Annotated in this window: 15 protein-coding genes; 2 read left to right on the top strand and 13 right to left on the bottom strand. The window is 70.1% G+C overall.

Annotated features, from left to right (window positions below; all coding sequences use genetic code 11):
* Nucleotides 1–135: 135 nt before the first annotated feature.
* The 10 genes from EV292_RS02840 to EV292_RS02800 all read right to left on the bottom strand — a co-directional run bounded on the left by EV292_RS02840 (nt 136) and on the right by EV292_RS02800 (nt 9,497).
* Nucleotides 136–2,262, bottom strand: coding sequence for an acetyl/propionyl/methylcrotonyl-CoA carboxylase subunit alpha (locus tag EV292_RS02840; protein WP_132907649.1), 2,127 nt, complete (start codon nt 2,260–2,262; stop codon nt 136–138).
* Nucleotides 2,262–2,498: a hypothetical protein gene (locus EV292_RS02835; protein WP_132907648.1), complete on the bottom strand. Its 237-nt coding sequence runs from the start codon at nt 2,496–2,498 to the stop codon at nt 2,262–2,264. The genes EV292_RS02840 and EV292_RS02835 overlap by 1 nt, the downstream gene beginning before the upstream one ends.
* Nucleotides 2,495–3,502, bottom strand: a complete 1,008-nt coding sequence (gene bioB / locus EV292_RS02830) for a biotin synthase BioB (protein ID WP_132907647.1) — start codon at nt 3,500–3,502, stop codon at nt 2,495–2,497. The genes EV292_RS02835 and bioB overlap by 4 nt, the downstream gene beginning before the upstream one ends.
* Complete coding sequence (locus tag EV292_RS02825; protein ID WP_132907646.1) at nt 3,490–3,852, bottom strand: lysozyme inhibitor LprI family protein; 363 nt, start codon at nt 3,850–3,852, stop codon at nt 3,490–3,492. The genes bioB and EV292_RS02825 overlap by 13 nt, the downstream gene beginning before the upstream one ends.
* Before the next feature lie 155 nt (nt 3,853–4,007).
* Complete coding sequence (gene scpA, locus EV292_RS02820; RefSeq protein ID WP_243693572.1) at nt 4,008–6,215, bottom strand: methylmalonyl-CoA mutase; 2,208 nt, start codon at nt 6,213–6,215, stop codon at nt 4,008–4,010.
* Between the two features lies 1 nt (nt 6,216).
* Nucleotides 6,217–7,002, bottom strand: coding sequence for an enoyl-CoA hydratase-related protein (locus EV292_RS02815; RefSeq protein ID WP_132907645.1), 786 nt, complete (start codon nt 7,000–7,002; stop codon nt 6,217–6,219).
* Nucleotides 6,995–7,429 (bottom strand): methylmalonyl-CoA epimerase, encoded by a 435-nt coding sequence (mce, locus tag EV292_RS02810; protein ID WP_132908156.1) that lies wholly within the window; start codon nt 7,427–7,429, stop codon nt 6,995–6,997. Before mce ends, EV292_RS02815 begins: the two co-directional genes overlap by 8 nt.
* Nucleotides 7,429–7,641, bottom strand: a complete 213-nt coding sequence (locus tag EV292_RS22490; RefSeq protein WP_165926973.1) for a hypothetical protein — start codon at nt 7,639–7,641, stop codon at nt 7,429–7,431. Before EV292_RS22490 ends, mce begins: the two co-directional genes overlap by 1 nt.
* Nucleotides 7,638–7,925 (bottom strand): hypothetical protein, encoded by a 288-nt coding sequence (locus EV292_RS02805; RefSeq protein WP_132907644.1) that lies wholly within the window; start codon nt 7,923–7,925, stop codon nt 7,638–7,640. Before EV292_RS02805 ends, EV292_RS22490 begins: the two co-directional genes overlap by 4 nt.
* 45 nt (nt 7,926–7,970) lie before the next feature.
* Nucleotides 7,971–9,497: an acyl-CoA carboxylase subunit beta gene (locus EV292_RS02800; protein ID WP_132907643.1), complete on the bottom strand. Its 1,527-nt coding sequence runs from the start codon at nt 9,495–9,497 to the stop codon at nt 7,971–7,973.
* A 106-nt stretch (nt 9,498–9,603) separates the two neighbouring features.
* Here EV292_RS02800 and EV292_RS02795 point away from each other — a divergent pair, with 106 nt between their 5' ends.
* The gene (locus EV292_RS02795; protein WP_132907642.1) at nt 9,604–10,980 is read left to right on the top strand and encodes an XRE family transcriptional regulator; all 1,377 of its coding nucleotides are present in this window, start codon (nt 9,604–9,606) and stop codon (nt 10,978–10,980) included.
* 275 nt (nt 10,981–11,255) lie between these two features.
* A complete protein-coding gene (gene nhaA, locus EV292_RS02790) occupies nt 11,256–12,659 on the top strand; it encodes a Na+/H+ antiporter NhaA (protein WP_132907641.1) in 1,404 nt (467 codons plus the stop codon).
* Nucleotides 12,660–12,895: 236 nt separating this feature from the next.
* On the opposite strand, the gene EV292_RS02785 is transcribed toward nhaA, so the two are convergent.
* From EV292_RS02785 to EV292_RS02775, 3 genes are read right to left on the bottom strand one after another with little or no spacing between them, the layout of a single operon-like run.
* Nucleotides 12,896–15,637: a [protein-PII] uridylyltransferase gene (locus tag EV292_RS02785; protein ID WP_132907640.1), complete on the bottom strand. Its 2,742-nt coding sequence runs from the start codon at nt 15,635–15,637 to the stop codon at nt 12,896–12,898.
* 55 nt (nt 15,638–15,692) lie between these two features.
* The gene (gene glpK / locus EV292_RS02780; RefSeq protein WP_132907639.1) at nt 15,693–17,192 is read right to left on the bottom strand and encodes a glycerol kinase GlpK; all 1,500 of its coding nucleotides are present in this window, start codon (nt 17,190–17,192) and stop codon (nt 15,693–15,695) included.
* Nucleotides 17,193–17,203: 11 nt separating this feature from the next.
* Nucleotides 17,204–18,007, bottom strand: coding sequence for an MIP/aquaporin family protein (locus EV292_RS02775; protein ID WP_132907638.1), 804 nt, complete (start codon nt 18,005–18,007; stop codon nt 17,204–17,206).
* Between the last annotated feature and the right edge of the window lie 3 nt (nt 18,008–18,010).

Raw genomic sequence — 18,010 nt, 5'->3', positions numbered from 1 at the left:
CGCCGGGATCCATGGTGCGGCGAGAGCAACGCCGGCGGCGCTCGCGGCGCGATGGATCCCGGGTCGAGCCCGGGATGACGGAACGGGAAGAAAGAGGCGGCGGCACCTTGCGCGAAGGTGGCGCGCCCCTCCCCCTCACTCCAACTCGAGGATGACCTGATCCACCGCCAGGCTGTCGCCCGCCGCCGCGTTGACCGTCTTCACCGTGGCGCTCTTCTCGGCGCGCAGGATGTTCTCCATCTTCATCGCCTCGACCACCGCGAGCGGCTGGCCGGCCTCGACCTTGTCGCCGACCGCGACGTCGAGCCGGACGAGCAGCCCCGGCATCGGCGCGATCAGGAACTTGGACAGGTCGGGCGGCACCTTCTCGAGCAGATGCCGCGCGTAAGGCGCGACCCGCGCGGGCAGCACGCGCGCGACATGGCTGGCGCCGCGTGTCGTCAGCCGGAAACCGGTGCGCGTCGGCGCGATCCGCACCGACAGACGCGCCTCGCCCGCCAGCTCCGCCTCGATCAGGCGATCGCCGGGTGTATATTCGATGCCGATCTCGAGCGGCGCGCCGTCGACGCTGATCGCGTCGGGCGAGACATGGACCTCATGATCGACGCCGCCGATCCGCACCACCCAGTTGGCGGGTGGCTGGAGGCGATGCCCGAGCTGGCCCTCGATCCGCCGCCCGCGATCCGCCTGTGCGGTCGCGGCAAAGGCGGCGATCGCGGCGAGGTCGCGTAGCAGCTCGGCGGAGGCGGGCGCGCCGTGGAAGCCGTCGGGATATTCCTCGGCGATGAAGCCGGTGGTCAGCCGACCCTCGCGGAAACGCGGGTGCTGCATCAGCGCCGAGAGGAAGTCGATGTTGGTGCCCGGCCCCTCGATCTCGAACGCGTCGAGCGCGGCCACCTGCGCGTCGATCGCCGCCTCGCGCGTCGGCGCCCAGGTGATCAGCTTGGCGATCATCGGATCGTAGAACATGCTGACCTCGCCACCCTCGGCGACGCCGTCGTCGACGCGGACGATGGCTTGAGTTTCGGCGTGCTCTCCTCCCTCACCGTCATCCCCGCGCAGGCGGGGATCCAGAGACGCGACGTCCGCGGCTCCATCGGCGACATGGGTTATGGATCCCCGCCTGCGCGGCGATGACGGGTCTTGATCTGCGGCCTCACTCGCCCCCGGCGGATTGTACCGCACCAGCCGCCCGATGCTCGGCAGGAAGCCGCGATACGGGTCCTCGGCATAGACGCGGTTCTCGATCGACCAGCCATGGATGCCGACATCGCCCTGCGCGAATGCCAGCGGCTCGCCGGCCGCGACGCGGATCATCTGCTCGACCAGATCGAGGCCGGTGATCTCCTCCGTCACCGGATGCTCGACCTGGAGCCGCGTGTTCATCTCGAGGAAGTAGAAGCTCTCACCGGTCGTGTCCGCGCCCGAGACGATAAGCTCGACGGTACCGGCCGAATAATAGCCGACCGCCCGCGCCAGCGCGACCGCCTGCTCGCCCATCGCGGCGCGCATCTTCGGTGTGACGAAGGGCGACGGCGCCTCCTCGACCACCTTCTGATGGCGGCGCTGCACCGAACATTCGCGCTCGTTGAGATAGACGATATTGCCGTGCTGGTCGCCGAGTACCTGGATCTCGATGTGGCGCGGACTCTCGATGAACTTCTCGATGAAGACGCGGTCGTCGCCGAAGGACGCGAGGCCCTCGCGCTTGGTCGCCTCGAAACCCTCGCGCACGTCCTGCTCGCTCCAGGCGAGCCGCATCCCCTTGCCGCCACCGCCGGCCGAGGCCTTCATCATCACCGGGTAGCCGATCTCGCCCGCGATCCGCACCGCCTCGTCGGTGTCGGCGATCTCGCCGAGAAAACCGGGGACGACGTTGACGCCCGCCTGCTTCGCCAGCTTCTTCGACTCGATCTTGTCGCCCATCGCCGCGATCGCGTTCGGCGGCGGGCCGACGAAGGCGATCCCCGCCTCGGCACAGGCGCGCGCGAAGCTCTCCCGCTCCGACAGAAAACCGTATCCGGGATGGATACAGTCCGCGCCGGTCTCCTTCGCCGCCAGCAGGATCAGCTCCGCCTTGAGATAGCTCTCCGCCGCCGGCGCCGGCCCGAGCCGCACCGCCTCGTCCGCCATCAGCACGTGCGGCGCGCGCGCGTCGGCGTCAGAATAGACCGCCACCGTCTTGAGCCCCATCCGTTTGGCGGTGCGGAACACGCGACAGGCGATCTCGCCGCGGTTGGCGACCAGGATCTTCTTGAACATCAGCGGCTCCAGCGACGGAAAATACCGATCGTTCCCAGCAGCCAGAGGAGCGGGAAAGCGATCACGAGAGATCGAGCGACGACGCGTTTCTGGTCGCCGCAGGCGGTGCCGCCCTGCCAACCACTGATGACGTGTTCCGGGCAATCGCCGATCAACGCCACGAACGCGATAGCGAGAAACGCCAGGGTCACCACGGCTGTCCACAGGACGAACGCGATGACCCTGCGCCAGTTCATTCCGCCGCCTGCGCCAGCCGGCACTCCGCGGCCATCGGCGTCACGCCGAGCTTGGCGAACAGCGCGGCGTCCTTGTCGTCGCCGGCGTTCCCTGCGGTCAGCAACTTGTCGCCGGTGAAGATCGAGTTGGCGCCCGCCATGAAGCACAACGCCTGGGTCGGGTCCGACATGCTCTCGCGCCCGGCCGACAGGCGCACCATGCTCGCGGGCATCGTGATGCGCACTACCGCGACGGTGCGGACGAACTCGATCTCGTCGATCTTGGCCAGCGGGGTGTCGGCGAGCATGTCGCCGAGCACGGTGCCCTTAACCGGCACCAGCGCGTTGACCGGCACGCTGCCCGGATGCTCGGGAAGCGTCGCCAGCGCGTGGACGAAGCCGACGCGATCCTCGCGCGTCTCGCCCATGCCGACGATGCCGCCGCAGCAGACGTTGATCCCGGCCGAGCGCACCGCATCGAGCGTGTCGAGCCGCTCCTGGAAGGTCCGCGTCGTGATCACGTCACTGTAACGCTCGGGCGAGGTGTCGATATTGTGGTTGTAATAGTCGAGCCCCGCCGCCGCGAGCCGATCGGCCTGATGCGGCTCGAGCATGCCGAGCGTCATGCACGTCTCGAGCCCCATGCCGCGCACGCCCTCGACCATCGCGACGATCGCGTCCATGTCGCGGTCCTTGGGATTGCGCCACGCCGCGCCCATGCAGAAGCGGGTCGAGCCATTGTCCTTCGCCTGCGCCGCCGCCTGCAGCACCGCGCGCACGTCCATCAGCTTGGTCGCCTTGACGCCGCTCTCCGCGCTGACCGACTGCGAGCAATAGCCGCAATCCTCCGGGCAGCCGCCGGTCTTGATCGACAGCAACGTGGAAAGCTGCACCTGCCCCGGCGCGTGATGCGCGCGGTGGACGGACTGCGCCTGCCACATCAACTCGTCGAACGGCAGGTCGAACAGCGTCGCGATCTCGTCGCGCGTCCAGTCGTTGCGTACCGCGCCCGTCACTTCGTCCACTGCATTCCCTTCAACTGCTGCGTCCGCCCGCGCGTCAGCTTCGCCAGACATTGCGCCTGCGCCATCGGCTGGAGCGAGCCGCCGGCGTATTCGCCGCTCTCTAGCACGCATTGCCGGTCGCGAAACTGGAGCCACGCACGCTGGCTGGCGAGCGCCGCCGCAGCATAGCCGAAGCCGCCGCCGCGTGAGCCGTCGGCGGCGTCGCGCTTCTTCATGTCGGCGTAGAGCACGCGCCACGCCTTCGTCATCTGTGCGTCGGCCTGTCTGTACGCGGCGCCGGCCTGCTGGTTCATCTGCGCCTGGGTCTGCGCCGCGGCGGGAGTGGCGACGAGCGCGAGGTACGTGAGCATGACAGCCCCTACCGTCATCCCGGGCTTGTCCCGGGATCCACGGTCCCGCCGACGCGACGGCCCTTGGGTACGCGGCGCGGTGGATCCCGGAACAAGTCCGGGATGACGATGGGGGGCGCGGCAGCGTGGCGCGTCATCGCGCCGGCAGAGGAACATCACGCGGTCTCCTCGTCGGGCGGCATATTGTGGCCGAGCAGGCGGAGCACCTCCTCCGCCGCCTGGATCAGGTTGGTACCGGGACCGAAGATCGCCTGCACGCCGGCCTGGCGCAACATATCATAGTCCTGCGCGGGGATGACGCCGCCCGCAATCACCTTGATGTCGGCGCGTCCGGCCTCGCGCAGGTGGCCGATCAGCTCCGGGATCAGCGTCTTGTGCCCAGCGGCGAGGCTGGAGGCGCCGACCACGTCGACGTCCTGCTCCAGCGCGAGCGCGCTCGCCTCGCTCGGCGTCTGGAACAGCGGACCGGGGACGACCTCGAAGCCGAGATCGCCGAACATGCTGCTGACGAGATTGGCACCGCGGTCGTGGCCGTCCTGCCCCATCTTCGCGACCAGCATCCGCGGGCGACGGCCGAGCCGCCGCTCGGTCGCCTCGACGCCGCGCACCAGCCGCGCCCATCGCTCGTCGTCGGTATAGGCGCCGCCGTAGACGCCCTTCACCGGCTTGGGGTGCGTGCCGAAGCGGCCGAACACGTCCACCATCGCGGCGGAGATCTCGCCGAGCGTGGCGCGCGCGCGGGCGGCGTCGACCGCGAGCGCGAGGAGGTTAGCGTTGCCGCGCGCGCCCTCGCGCAGCGCATCGAGCGCGCGCTGGCACGCCGCCTCGTCGCGCGCCGCCCTGACCGCGGCGATGCGCCGCACCTGCGCCTCGCGCACCGCGACATTGTCGACGTCGAGAATGTCGATCGGCGCCTCGCCCGCGAGCCGGTATTTGTTGACGCCGACGATCACGTCCTCACCGCGGTCGACCCGCGCCGCACGCGCCGCGGCGGCCTCCTCGATCATCGCCTTGGGCCAGCCGGCGGCGACCGCCTTGGCCATGCCGCCCTCGCGCTCGACGCGTTCGATGATCGCCCAGGCGCCGTCGACCAGGCTCTTGGTCAGGCTCTCGACGTAATAGCTGCCGCCGAGCGGGTCGACGACCTTGGTCATCCCCGTCTCTTCCTGCAGCACGATCTGCGTGTTGCGCGCGATCCGCGCGGAGAAGTCGGTGGGCAGCGCGATCGCCTCGTCGAGCGCGTTGGTGTGGAGCGACTGCGTGCCGCCCAGCATCGCCGCCATCGCCTCGATCGTCGTGCGCATGACGTTGTTGTACGGGTCCTGCTCGGTCAGCGACACGCCGCTGGTCTGGCAGTGCGTGCGCAGCATCTTGGAGCGCTCGTCCTTGGCGCCGAGCTGCGTCATCGCGCGATGCCACAGCACCCGCGCGGCGCGCAGCTTCGCCACCTCCATGAAGAAGTTCATGCCGATCGCGAAGAAGAACGACAGCCGCCCGGCGAACTTGTCGATGTCGAGCCCGCTCGCGACGCCATATTTCACATAATCGATGCCGTCGGCGATCGTGAAGGCGAGCTCGTGGAGCTGCGTCGCTCCCGCCTCCTGCATGTGATAGCCGCTGATCGAGATGCTGTTGAACTTGGGCATCTCGCGCGACGTATAGGCGAAGATGTCCGAGATGATCCGCATGCTCGGCTCGGGCGGGTAAATATAGGTGTTGCGGACCATGAACTCCTTGAGGATGTCGTTCTGGATGGTCCCGTCGAGTTTGGCGCGCTCGACGCCCTGCTCCTCGCCCGCGACGATGAAGAAGGCGAGGATCGGGATCACCGCGCCGTTCATCGTCATGCTGACCGACATCTGATCGAGCGGGATGCCGTCGAACAGGATCTTCATGTCCTCGACGCTGTCGATCGCGACGCCCGCCTTGCCGACATCGCCGGTGACGCGCGGATGGTCGCTGTCATAGCCGCGGTGCGTCGCGAGATCGAAGGCGACGGAGAGGCCCTTCTGACCCGCGGCGAGATTGCGGCGATAGAAAGCGTTCGACTCCTCCGCGGTGGAGAAGCCGGCATATTGCCGGATCGTCCACGGCCGGCCTGCGTACATCGACGCGCGCACCCCGCGCGTGAACGGTGCGAAGCCGGGCAGGCCCGGGTCCCAGCCGGCGACATCGTCCGCGGTGTAGAGCGGTTTGACGGCGATCCCTTCCGGCGTGTGCCAGGTCAGGTGCCTGCCCTTCACCTCCTTCGCGGCGGCGGCCTGCCAGTCGACATGGCTCGGCCGCGGCGTCGGCTCGGGCACAGCGGCGGGTTCGCGGGTGCTGCCGGCATCCTCGCCGAGGTTAGTCTCGATTTCGGCCATGTCAGGCGCCCCTGAACGCGGGCGCGCGCTTCTGGAGGAACGCCGTGCCGCCCTCGACCGCGTCGGCGGTGCCGCGCATCGCGCGCTGGTCGTCGGCCTCGCGCGCCAGCGCGGTGGCGAGGTCGCTCTCCAGCGCGGCGTGCAGCCCGCGCCGGATCGCGCCGAGCGCCACCGTCGGCCCGGCGGCGAGCCGCTCGGCCAGCGCGAACGCCGCGGCGTCGAGGTCGACGTCCGCGACCAGTCTGTGGATCATGCCCCAGTCGAGCGCCTTGGCGGCGAGCACCCGCTCGCCCAGCAGCATCATCTCCGCGGCGCGCGCGCGCCCGATCAGCCGCGGCAGCAGCCAGCTCGCGCCGCCGTCGGGGACGAGCCCGATGTTGACGAAGGCCTGGAGGAAATAGGCGGTGTCGCTGGCGACGCACAGGTCGGCGGCGAGCGCGAGGCTGCACCCGATCCCCGCCGCCGGTCCGCGCACCGCGCTCACCACCGGCACGCGCGCCTCGGCGACGGCGAGGATCGCGGGATTGTAGGACTCGGTCAGCGCCGCGTGCGTCGCCGCGCCGGGATCGTCGCTGGTGAGCGCGCCCGCGCCGACGTCGGCGCCCGAGCAGAAGGCGCGACCGGCGCCCTTGATCAGCACCGCGCGCGCGGTGCCGAGATCGGCCAAGGCGGCGGTGATCGCCTCGAACATCGCCGGCGGGGCAGCGTTGAGCCGATCGGGTCGGTTGAGCGTCAGCACTAGCACGTCGCCGCGCCGCTCAGTGAGAATCAACGCCGGCTCAGTCATGCGGGTCTCCGTGGGGCGTCTCCATCAGTTCGACGAGCACGCCGCCCATGTCGCGCGGGTGGACGAACACGATCGGCGTCCCATGCGCGCCGATCCGCCGCTCGCCCAGAACGGTCGCCCCCTGCGCGGTGAGATGCGCCACCGCGGCGTGGATGTCGGGCACCTCGAAGCAGACGTGATGCTGGCCGCCCGCCGGGTTCCTGCGCAGGAAGCCGGTGATCGGCGAGCTCTCGTCATAGGGCTGGATCAGCTCGATCTGAGTGTTGGGCGTATCGATGAAGCAGACGCGCACCCCCTGCGCGGGCAGGTCGAACGGCTCGCCGATCGCCGCGGCGCCGAGCAAGGTGCGGTAGGTCTCGACCGAGCGCTCGATCGAGGGCGTCGCGACGCCGACATGGTTGAGGCGGCCGAGGGTGGACCTCACAATTATTCCTCTATCCGGCGGCGCGCATTCACCATCGCCGCGCCCTCGATCACGCCTTCGAGCCTGCTGACTCGATCGCGCAGCACCGCGTGAGCCTCGGCGAGTGCAACAAGACGCTCCGCATGTTCCGACACCTTGTCCTTCAGGCGACGCGTGTCGTCTTCCAGCAGCAATATGCGACGCAGCCCAGCCAGCGTATCTCCCACGAAGCTCATCCGCGCGGCTCCTCGCCCGCGAGCACCGCGTCGACGGCCGCATTCGCTCGATCGATGCTCGCGATGGCCGCGTCGATGTCAGCGCGCATCCGTGGCACCGCTTCGCTAAGCTCGCGCAAGAGAAAAGCGGCTTGCTCTTCCTCCGTCATCTCGACTTCCAGCAGATAGCGGCTCGTCGCCTCACGGACGACATGACCAACCGACATGCCCTTCGCGCGCGCGAAAGCATCCAAAGCCGCCTTGTGGTCGGGAGTGGTGAGAAAGGTCACACGTTCAGTCTGCATCGCCTCGCTCCTTAGCATCTCCTTATCATATCTGGAGGGCGGTGCTCAGAGTGGAATGTTGTCGTGCTTCTTCCAAGGGTTCTCCAGTGACTTGCCGCGCAGCTTGCGCAGCCCCAGCGCGATGCGGCGGCGGGTGGAGTGCGGCTGGATCACCTCGTCGACGAAGCCCTTGCTCGCCGCGACGAAGGGATTGGCGAAGCGTGCCTCATATTCGGCGGTGCGCTCGGCGATCTCGTCCGGCGTACGGCCGCGGAAGATGATCTCCACCGCGCCCTTCGCCCCCATCACCGCGATCTCGGCGGTCGGCCAGGCGTAGTTGAGGTCGCCGCGCAGATGCTTGGACGCCATCACGTCATAGGCGCCGCCATAGGCCTTGCGCGTGATCACGGTGATCTTGGGCACGGTCGCCTCGGCATAAGCGAACAGCAATTTGGCGCCGTGCTTGATGATGCCGTTATGCTCCTGCGCCGTACCGGGCAGGAAGCCGGGCACGTCGACGAAAGTCACGATCGGGATCTCGAAGGCGTCGCAGAAGCGCACGAAGCGTGCCGCCTTGCGGCTGGCGTTGATGTCGAGCACGCCCGCCAGCACGATCGGCTGGTTGGCGACGATCCCGACCGTGCGCCCCTCCATCCGCCCGAAGCCGCACAGGATGTTGCCGCCGTGCGCCGGCTGGATCTCGAAGAAGTCGCCTTCGTCCACCACCTTCCGGATCAGCTCGTGCATGTCGTACGGCTGGTTGGCGTTGGCGGGGACGAGCGTGTCGAGGCTCGGCTCGATCCGGTCCCAGGCATCGGCGGTCGGTCGCTCGGGCGCCGCCTCGCGGTTCGACGCGGGCAGGAAGTCGATGAAATCGCGCGCGGCGAGCAGCGCCTCGATGTCGTCCTCGAACGCCACGTCGGCGACGCTGGTCTTGGTGGTGTGCGTCACCGCGCCGCCCAGCGCCTCCTGCGTGACCACCTCGTTGGTCACGGTCTTCACCACGTCGGGGCCGGTGACGAACATGTAGCTCGAGTCCTTCACCATGAAGATGAAGTCGGTCATCGCCGGCGAGTAGACCGCCCCGCCCGCGCACGGCCCCATGATCAGGCTGAGCTGCGGCACCACGCCCGAAGCGAGCACGTTGCGCTGGAACACCTCGGCATAACCGCCGAGGCTCGCCACGCCCTCCTGGATGCGCGCGCCGCCGCTGTCGTTGAGGCCGATCACGGGCGCGCCGACCTTCAGCGCCATGTCCATGACCTTGCAGATCTTCTGTGCGTGCCGCTCGGACAGCGAGCCGCCGAACACGGTGAAATCCTGGCTGAACACGAACACCAGGCGGCCGTTGATCGTGCCCGATCCGGTGACGACGCCGTCGCCCGGGATCACCTGCTCCGCCATGCCGAAGTCGACGCAATTGTGCTGGACGAACATGTCGACCTCCTCGAAGCTGCCCTCGTCGAGCAGCACGTCGAGCCGCTCGCGCGCGGTCAGCTTGCCCTTGGCGTGCTGCGCGGCGACGCGCTTCTCGCCGCCGCCCGCGCGGGCGGCGGCGCGACGGCGTTCCAGCTCGGCGATGGTCGAGGACATGCAGCTCTCCCGTGACGTGCGGCGCCGTCCTGCCCGCCACGGCGCGCGCGCGCAAATGCGAAGTTGCGAACTTGCGAAGCATGATCTTGCGAACTAGGGCGATGCGATGAGGCAGCGGCTCTACGCCGGCGCCGCGCTGCGCGACCTGCGCCGCGCCGCCGGCCTCACCCAACGCGCCATGGCGCAGCGGCTGACACTGTCGGTGAGCTATCTGTCGCAGCTCGAAGGCGACGAGCGCCCGCTCACCGGCGCGGTGCTCGCCGCACTCGCGCGCCACTTCCCGGCCGCGCTGGCGCAGATCGAGGGCGAGGTGCCGGCGCGGCGGCTCACCGCGCTGGCGCAGGCGCTGGGCGATCCCGCCGTCGCGCCGATGCCCCCCGACGAGGTCGCGCGCCTCGCCGAGCAGAGTCCTGACCTGGCCGACCGGCTGATCGCGCTCCACGCCGCCAAGCGCGCCGCCGACGCGCGTGCCGCGCTCGCCGAGGAAGCGATGACCGCCGGCGCGGGCGCGCGGCTGCCGTGGGAGGCGGTGCGCGACTGGTTCCACGAGGCGGGCAATTACGTCGACCCGCTCGATCGCGCCGCGGAGGCGCTCGCCGGCGAGCAGGGCGGCGCGGGCGACGTCGGGTGGGTCGAGGCGGCACTGCACGCCCACGGGATCGCGATCGCGACCGACCAGCACGACGACGCCCCACTCGCGCGCTTCGACGGCGCACGACTGACGCTCGCCGCGGCGCTCCCGGCCGAGAGCCGGCATTTCCTGATCGCGCACCGCCTCGCCGCGCTCGTCTTCGCCGCGCCGATCGATGCGATCGTCGCCGCCGCGCCGCTGGTGCAGGACGAGGCGCGGCGGCTGCTCGCCACCGGGCTGGCCAATTACGCCGCGGGCGCGCTGCTGATGCCCTACCGCGCCTTTCGCGCCGAGGCGCGCCGCGTGCGCCACGACATCGACCGGCTCGCGCGTCGCTTCGCCACCAGCTTCGAGCAGACCTGCCATCGCCTCTCGACGCTGCAGCGCCCCGGTGAGGAGGGCATCCCATTCTATTTCTGCCGCGTCGACATGGCGGGCAACATCACCAAGCGCCACTCGGCGACGCCGCTCCAGTTCGCGCGCTTCGGGGGTGCCTGCCCGCTGTGGCATGTCCACGAGGCGGCAGCGATCCCCGACCGCATCCTGGTCCAGCTCGCCGAGACACCCGACGGCGCGCGCTACGTCTCGCTCGCCAAGGGGTTGGTCAAGCCGTCGGGGCGCTTCGCGCGCAGCCCGCGCCGCTACGCGGTGCTGCTCGGCTGCGAGGCGCGCCACGCCGCCGACTTCGTCTACGCCGACGCGGTCGACCGGCGCGGCGCGGCGACCCCGATCGGCATCAGCTGTCGCCTGTGCCCGCGCGCCGACTGCGACCAGCGCGCCTTCCCCCCGACCGACCGCGCGATCGTTGTCGATCCGGCGGAGCGGTACGCGGTGCCGTATCGGGTGATGTGAGGGAATCAGGTCGAGCTGAGGCTTAGGGGCTTACGGCGCTCGCCAAGCCTCCCCCTTGGCGTCATCCCGGACTTGGTCCGGGATCCACTCGTCCGCGCGAGCAACGATCCCCGGATAAGCGGCACGGTGGATCCCGGACCAAGTCCGGGATGATGGTGAGAAGCGGCGTGTCCGCGCTTCGTCATTGATCCGTGTCAGTCGGCCGCCACCGCAGGGAACGCCCCGCCCCGCTCGCCCGTATCCCCTCCACTCGTCACCTCCGGGAGAACGCATGCATGGCGCTCAGCCCGCGCCTCTCCGGCCAGGTCGCGGCCCGCGCGCACCACTCGTCCGCCGCCAGGTTCCTGCGCAAGATCGAGCCCTTCTTCGCGATCGGCCAGGTATCGGGCGGGCCGCTGCTGCTCGCCTCGCTGGTCGCGCTGGTCGCGATCAACTCGCCGTGGAGCGCGGACTATGCGCGGCTGTGGGACCGTCCGCTGCGCGTCAGCTACGGCAGCTGGGCGATCGAGCGCTCGGTCGCCGAATGGGTCAACGACGCGCTGATGCCGCTGTTCTTCCTCATCATCGGCACCGAGGTGAAGCGCGAGTTCGTCAAGGGCGCACTGAGCTCGTGGCAGACCGCGGTCTTCCCGGTCGCGGGCGCGATCGGCGGGCTGGTGGTGCCGGTCGGCCTCTATCTCGCCTTCAACTACGGCACGCCGACGCAGCACGGCTGGGGCGTGGTGGCGGCGATGGACACCGCGTTCAGCCTCGCCATCGTCGCGATGTTCACCACGCGGCTGCCCCCGGCAGTGCGCGCGGTGCTGCTCGCCTTCGCCGCGATCGACGACGTGTTCGGGCTGCTCGTCATCGCGGTCGCCTATACCAGCGCGCTTCACGCCAATTTCCTGCTGCTCGCCGCGGCCGGCTATGCCGCGATGGTAGTGCTGTTGCGGCTGCGCTGGGTAGCGCCGATCCTCTACATCGCCTGCGGCCTGGTGGTGTGGGTCGGCGTGCTCGGCTCGGGCGTCCACCCGACGATCGCGGGCGTGGCGATCGGGCTGCTGCTGCCGACCAGTTCACGCCTGTCGGAGAAGCGCTTCGTCGAGGGCGTGCAGCGGCCGGTCGACCAACTCAAGGCGGCCCAGCGCGCCGCGGACCAGGCCAGCGACGAGGAGGAAGCGGAGCAATATCGCGAGGAAGCCCAGCAGCGCCTCGGCTATCTCCACGAGATGGCGGCAGCGACCGACGAGGCGGCGGAGCGGCTGGTGCGCATCCTCACCCCCTGGGTGTCGTACATCGTGCTGCCGCTGTTCGCTTTGTCCAACGTGCGGATCCACTTCTCGGGCGAGCTGATCGGCGAGGCGCTCCACTCGCCGCTGGCACTCGGGATCGTCGTCGGTCTGGCGCTGGGCAAGCCGGTGGGTTTCCTCGCCGCGACCTGGGTGGCGACGCGCGTCGGCCAGGCGCGGCTGCCCGATGGCGTGACGTGGCGGATGGTGCTCGGCATCGGCGCGGTGGCGGGGATCGGCTTCACGATCTCGCTGTTCATCGCCGAGCTCGCCTTCGCCGAACCCGAACTGACCGAGATGGCCGCGCTCGCGGTGCTGGCGGCGTCGCTGGTGTCGGGGCTGTTCGGCTATGGCGTGCTATGGCACGCGGCGGCGACCAGCGAAGCGGCGGCGGACGACAGGGCTTAGGTCAGCACACGCGGGCGCGAACGACCGGCGGTCGGCACGGGCGAGCGCGATGGAGGGTTCACGCGAAGACGCGAGGACGCGAAGCGGAAGAAGAGTGCTGATCGCGCAGAGACGCGGAGGCGCCGAGGGATCCATCCCCGACCGAGGCGATGCGCTTTGTCACCCCTTCGGGAGCGAGAGCCGCTGGCGCGGCAGGCGCATCATCTTCGCGTCTCCGCGTCTTCGCGCGAGCCTTCCTACGCCGCCTCCTCGTAAGCCACGCCCGCCGCGGCCGCGAGCAGGCGCTTCTCGAGCGCGCGCAGCCGCGCGCCCGGCGCGAGTTTGTCGCCGGTGAGGTCGGTCAGGTAGAAGACGTCGACCGCGCGCTCGCCATAGGTGGCGACATGCGCCGAGTGGATCGTCACCTTCGACACGAACAGCGCGTGCGCCAGCTGGTTGAGCAGCGCCGGCCGGTCGCGCGCGGCGATCTCCACCACCGTGAAGCGGTTGGACGCCTTGTTGTCGACCAGCACGTTGGGCTCGATGCGGAAGGCGTCGGCGCGCGCGCGCGGCAGCGGCTTGGCGCGCAGCCGGTCGGTCAGCTTCCCGCGCCCCGCCAGCGCGTCCTCGATCGCGGTCTTGAGCCGCTCGAGCTGCCCCGCCTCGTCGAACGGCCGGCCGAGCGGGTCCTGCACGAGGAAATTGTCGAGTGCCATGCCGTCGCGCGTGGTGTGGATGCGCGCGTCGATGATGTTGCCGCCCGCGACATGGATCGCGCCCGCGATGCGGCTGAACAGCCCGGGATGATCGGCGGCATAGACCGTCACCAGCGTCGCGCCGCGCTCGGGATAGACCTGCGCGTCGATCGACAGCAGCGCGTCGCCCGCACGCGCCACGAAGGCGGCGTTGTGCGCCAGCACGTCGCCCGGCTCGGCGATCCAATAAGCCTCGGGCAGGCGGTGCGCATAGGCGGCGAGGTCGGCCTCGCTCCACTTCATCGCGGCGCGCAGCCCGTCCTGCTTGGCGAGCAGCCGCTCGCCGCGGCCCTTCTGCTTGTGGCCGAGGCGCAGCACCTCCTCGGCGCGGTCGTACAGGTCGCCGAGCAGCTGGCCCTTCCACCCGTTCCACGTCCCCGGACCGACCGCCTTGATGTCGACCACGGTGAGCACCAGCAGCAGCCGCAGCCGCTCGGGGCTCTGCACCACCTCGGCGAAATCGAGGATGGTCTTGAAGTCGGTGAGGTCGCGGCGGAAGGCGGTGGCGCTCATCAGCAGGTGGTGACGCACCAGCCAGGCGACCGTCTCGGTCTCGGCGGGGCTGAGGCCGAAGCGCGGCCCGAGCCGCTCGGCCACCTCGGCGCCCAGGATCGAATGGTCGCCGCCGCGCCCCTTGGCGATATCGTGGAGGAACACCGCGACATAGAGAACGCGGCGCGACACGATCTGCTCGATCACCGCGCTGGGCAGCGCATGTTCGTCGGCGAGCTGGCCGTGCTCCAGCCGGCTGAGCAGGCCGAGCGCGCGGATGGTATGCTCGTCGACGGTGTAATGATGGTACATGTCGAACTGCATTTGCGCGACCACGCGCGCGAAATCGGGCACGAACTGGCCGAGCACGTCGGCCTCGTTCATCCAGCGCAGCGCGAGTTCGGGGTCGGCCTCGCCTGCCAGCAGATCGAGGAACAGCGCGTTGGCGCGCGCGTCGCGCCGCACCGTCGCGGCCAGCTTGGCGTCGCGCGTGGCCGCGCGCATCGCCAGCGGATGGATCTCCTTCCCTTGCTGCGCCGCCAGCGCGAACAATTCGACAAGGCGTACCGGATCGGCGCGGAGGAAGTCGTCGTCGGGCAGCGCGATCCGCCCGTGATCGACGGTGAAGCCGTTGAGCTTGCGCGGCGATCGCCGCAACCGCGGCAGACCGTAGCGGCGCCGCGCGAACCGCTCCTCCAGATGCGCGAGGAACAGCCCGGTGAGCGACCCCACCGCCTTCACCTGGAGGAAGTAGAATTGCATGAAGCGTTCGACCGCGGGCTTCCCCGGCCGCGCGGCGTAGCGCATCCGCTCGGCGATCTCGCGCTGATAGTCGAAGGTCAGCCGGTCCTCGGCGCGCCCCGCGATCAGATGGAGGTGGCAGCGCACCGCCCAGAGGAAATTGTCGGCGCGGTGGAACGAGCGATATTCCGCGCGGGTGAACAGGCCAATATCGACCAGCTCGGCGGCGCGCTGCACGTCATAGACATATTTGCCGATCCAGAACAGCGCGTGCAGGTCGCGCAGCCCGCCCTTCCCTTCCTTGACGTTGGGCTCGACGACGTAGCGCGTGTCGCCCATGCGGACATGGCGCGCGTTGCGCTCGGCCAGCTTGTCGGCGATGAACTGGCGCTCGGTGCCGTGCCGCACGTCGTCGTGGAAGCGCTTCGCCGCGTCGACGTAGAGCGCCTCGTCGCCCCAGACGTAGCGCCCTTCCAGCAGCGCGGTGCGCACCGTCACGTCGGCCTTGGCCTGGCGCACCATCTCGTCGAGCGAGCGGCTGGAATGGCCGATCTTCAGCCCCAGGTCCCACAGGGTGTAGAGCATCGACTCAATCACCTGCTCGGCCCAGGGGGTCTGCTTGCCGGGCGTGAGGAAGCCGATGTCGACGTCGGAGAAAGGCGCCATCTCGCCGCGACCGTAGCCGCCCACCGCGATCAGCAGCAGCCGCTCGCCCGCGGTCGGGTTGTGGACCGGGTAGAGCCGCTGCGTCGTCACCTCGGCCAGCACGATCAATAGCTGATCGACCAGATAAGCCTGCGCGTTGGCGGCCTCGAGCCCGCGCGACGGCGTCGCGGCGAGCCGACGCGCGATCTCGGCGCGGCCGGCGTCGAGCGCGGCGCGGAGCAACTGGCTCAGCCCGCGGCGCAGCGTCGCCGGGTCGGTGCCGGGCAAGGCCGCGGCGGCCTCGGCGAGCGCGCGCCGGTCGACGATCTGGCGGCGGTGGGGGAGATGGTCGAAGCGGCCGGTCATGCGCGCCCTCTTAATCGGTGCGCCGCCCCCCGTCGCCCCCCCGCTCGCGCCGCGCTCAGCCCGCGGTCGTCAGCGTCTTCGCCACCGCGACCTGCCAGCCCGCCACCAGCCGCTCGCGGTCCGCCGCGGCCATGCGCGGCTCGAAACAGTCGCGCCGCGCCCAGGTGGCGCGCACCGCGTCGAGGTCGGCCCACACCCCCGTCGCCAGCCCGGCGAGGAAGGCGGCGCCCAGCGCGGTGGTCTCGAGATGGACCGGCCGCTCCACCGCCACCTCGAGCAGGTCGGCGAGGAACTGGCACAGCCAGTCGTTCGCCGCCATGCCGCCGTCGACGCGGATCGTCGCCGGCGCGGCGCCGCCGTCGGCGATCATCGCCGCGGTGAGGTCCATCGTCTGATAGCCCACCGCTTCCAGCGCGGCGCGCGCGAGATGCGCCTGGGTCGCGCCGAGCGTCAGCCCGAAGATCGCGCCGCGCGCGTCCGGGTCCCAGTGCGGCGCGCCGAGCCCGACGAAAGCCGGGACCATGTAGACGCCGTGGCTGTCGGGCACCTGCGTCGCCATGTCGTTGGTCTCACGCGCGTGGGTGATCACGCCGATGCCGTCGCGCAGCCACTTCACCGCCGCGCCCGCGACGAAGATCGAGCCCTCCAGCGCGTAGGTCATCGCGCCGTCGAGCCGATAGGCCGGCGTGGTGAGCAGCCGATGCTCCGACTCGATCGCCTCGGTGCCGGTGTTGAGCAGCAGGAAGCAGCCGGTCCCATAGGTCGATTTGGCCATGCCGATGTCGAAACAGGCCTGGCCGATCAGCGCGGCCTGCTGGTCGCCGGCGATGCCCGCGATCGGGATGGCGACGTCGAACAGCCCCTCCGCCGTGTGGCCGAAGATCCGGCTGTTGTCGTGGACCTCGGGCAGCAGCGCCATCGGCACGTCGAAGAGGCGGCACAATTCCTCGTCCCAGCGCTGCGCGCGAATGTCGTAGAGCAGGGTGCGGCCGGCGTTGGTGACGTCAGTGGCATGGACCGCCCCGCCGGTCAGCCGCCACAGCAGGAAGCTGTCGATCGTGCCGAACGCCAGCTCGCCGCGTTCCGCCCGCTCGCGCGCGCCCTCGACGTGATCGAGGATCCAGGCGAGCTTGGTGGCGGAGAAATAGGGGTCGATCAGCAGCCCGGTCTTGGCGCGCACCGCCGGCTCGTGCCCCGCGGCCTTGAGCTCGGCGCAGAGCTTGGCGGTGCGGCGGTCCTGCCAGACGATCGCGCGGTGGATCGGCTCGCCGCTGGCGCGGTCCCACACCACCACCGTCTCGCGCTGGTTGGTGATGCCGATCGCGGCGACGCCCGCCGCGCCGACGCCGCTCTGCGCGATCGCCTCGCGCGCGACCTGAAGCGTGTCGCGCCAGATGTCCTCGGGGTCGTGCTCGACCCAGCCGCCCTCGGGATAATGCTGCGCGAACTCGGTCTGCGCGGTGGCGACCGGGTGCGCGTCGCGGTCGAAGACGATCGCGCGGGTGGAGGTGGTGCCCTGGTCGATCGCCAGCACGTGCTTCTTGGTATCGGCCATGGTCCCTCTCCTCAGCGTCGCCGCGGCAGATACGGCTTGACCAGAAACTGATAGAGCCCCGCGCCGACGACGCCACCCACCAGCGGCCCCGCGATCGGCACCCACCAATAATGGTCGGGTCCGGGGAAGGCCGACTCGCCCCAGCCGAGCAGCCAGCAGAACAGCCGCGGGCCGAAGTCGCGCGCGGGGTTGATCGGCCAGCCCTCGAGGAAGCCCGCCGACGCACCGATGCACGCCACCAGCAGCCCGATGATCAGCGCGCTGGCATTGGCCATCGGCGCGGAGGTGTTGAACTCGTCGGTGATGGCGAAGATGCCGAGCAGCAGGATCGCGGTGAGCACCACCTCGTCCCAGAAAGCGTGGACTGCGGTGATGTGAAGCCCCGGCGCGGTGAAGAACACGCCCGCCGCGCCGCCCTGTGCGCGGGTGAGGGCGTGGCTCGTGTTATAGGCGTCGATCACCGGGCCGAAGAGCTGATAGACCAGCGCCGCGCCGATCATCGCGCCCGCCACCTGCGCCGCCACGTACGGCAGCACCTTGCGCCGCGGGAAGTCGCGAAAGAGCGTCAGCGCCAGCGTCACCGCCGGGTTGGCGTGCGTGCCCGAGACCGCGCCGGTGACGTAGATCGCGATCGTCACCGCGAGGCCCCAGGCGATGCACACGCCCCAATAAGCGGTGGCATAGGGGCTCGGGTCGTACAGCGTGATCATCGCGGCGGCCGAGTCGCCCAGCGTGATGATGATCGCCACCGCGAGCATCTCCGAGATCAGCTCGCCGCGCAGCGTGCTGACCGCCGGCGCCGCTTCCTCCGCCATGTC

It is taken from the genome of Sphingomonas sp. BK235 (assembly GCF_004345855.1).
In the GTDB taxonomy this organism is placed as follows: domain Bacteria; phylum Pseudomonadota; class Alphaproteobacteria; order Sphingomonadales; family Sphingomonadaceae; genus Sphingomonas.
The sequence above is the reverse complement of the archived record's forward strand: the minus strand, read 5'-3'. Positions and strand labels throughout refer to the sequence as shown.

Coding starts and splice junctions, on each gene's coding strand:
- EV292_RS02840 (WP_132907649.1), bottom strand. CDS start 2,262: ATGTTCAAGAAGATCCTGGTCGCCAACCGCGGCGAGATCGCCTGTCGC.
- EV292_RS02835 (WP_132907648.1), bottom strand. CDS start 2,498: ATGAACTGGCGCAGGGTCATCGCGTTCGTCCTGTGGACAGCCGTGGTG.
- EV292_RS02825 (WP_132907646.1), bottom strand. CDS start 3,852: ATGCTCACGTACCTCGCGCTCGTCGCCACTCCCGCCGCGGCGCAGACC.
- scpA (WP_243693572.1), bottom strand. CDS start 6,215: ATGGCCGAAATCGAGACTAACCTCGGCGAGGATGCCGGCAGCACCCGC.
- EV292_RS02815 (WP_132907645.1), bottom strand. CDS start 7,002: ATGACTGAGCCGGCGTTGATTCTCACTGAGCGGCGCGGCGACGTGCTA.
- EV292_RS22490 (WP_165926973.1), bottom strand. CDS start 7,641: ATGAGCTTCGTGGGAGATACGCTGGCTGGGCTGCGTCGCATATTGCTG.
- EV292_RS02805 (WP_132907644.1), bottom strand. CDS start 7,925: ATGCAGACTGAACGTGTGACCTTTCTCACCACTCCCGACCACAAGGCG.
- EV292_RS02800 (WP_132907643.1), bottom strand. CDS start 9,497: ATGTCCTCGACCATCGCCGAGCTGGAACGCCGTCGCGCCGCCGCCCGC.
- EV292_RS02795 (WP_132907642.1), top strand. CDS start 9,604: ATGAGGCAGCGGCTCTACGCCGGCGCCGCGCTGCGCGACCTGCGCCGC.
- nhaA (WP_132907641.1), top strand. CDS start 11,256: ATGGCGCTCAGCCCGCGCCTCTCCGGCCAGGTCGCGGCCCGCGCGCAC.
- EV292_RS02785 (WP_132907640.1), bottom strand. CDS start 15,637: ATGACCGGCCGCTTCGACCATCTCCCCCACCGCCGCCAGATCGTCGAC.
- glpK (WP_132907639.1), bottom strand. CDS start 17,192: ATGGCCGATACCAAGAAGCACGTGCTGGCGATCGACCAGGGCACCACC.
- EV292_RS02775 (WP_132907638.1), bottom strand. CDS start 18,007: ATGGCGGAGGAAGCGGCGCCGGCGGTCAGCACGCTGCGCGGCGAGCTG.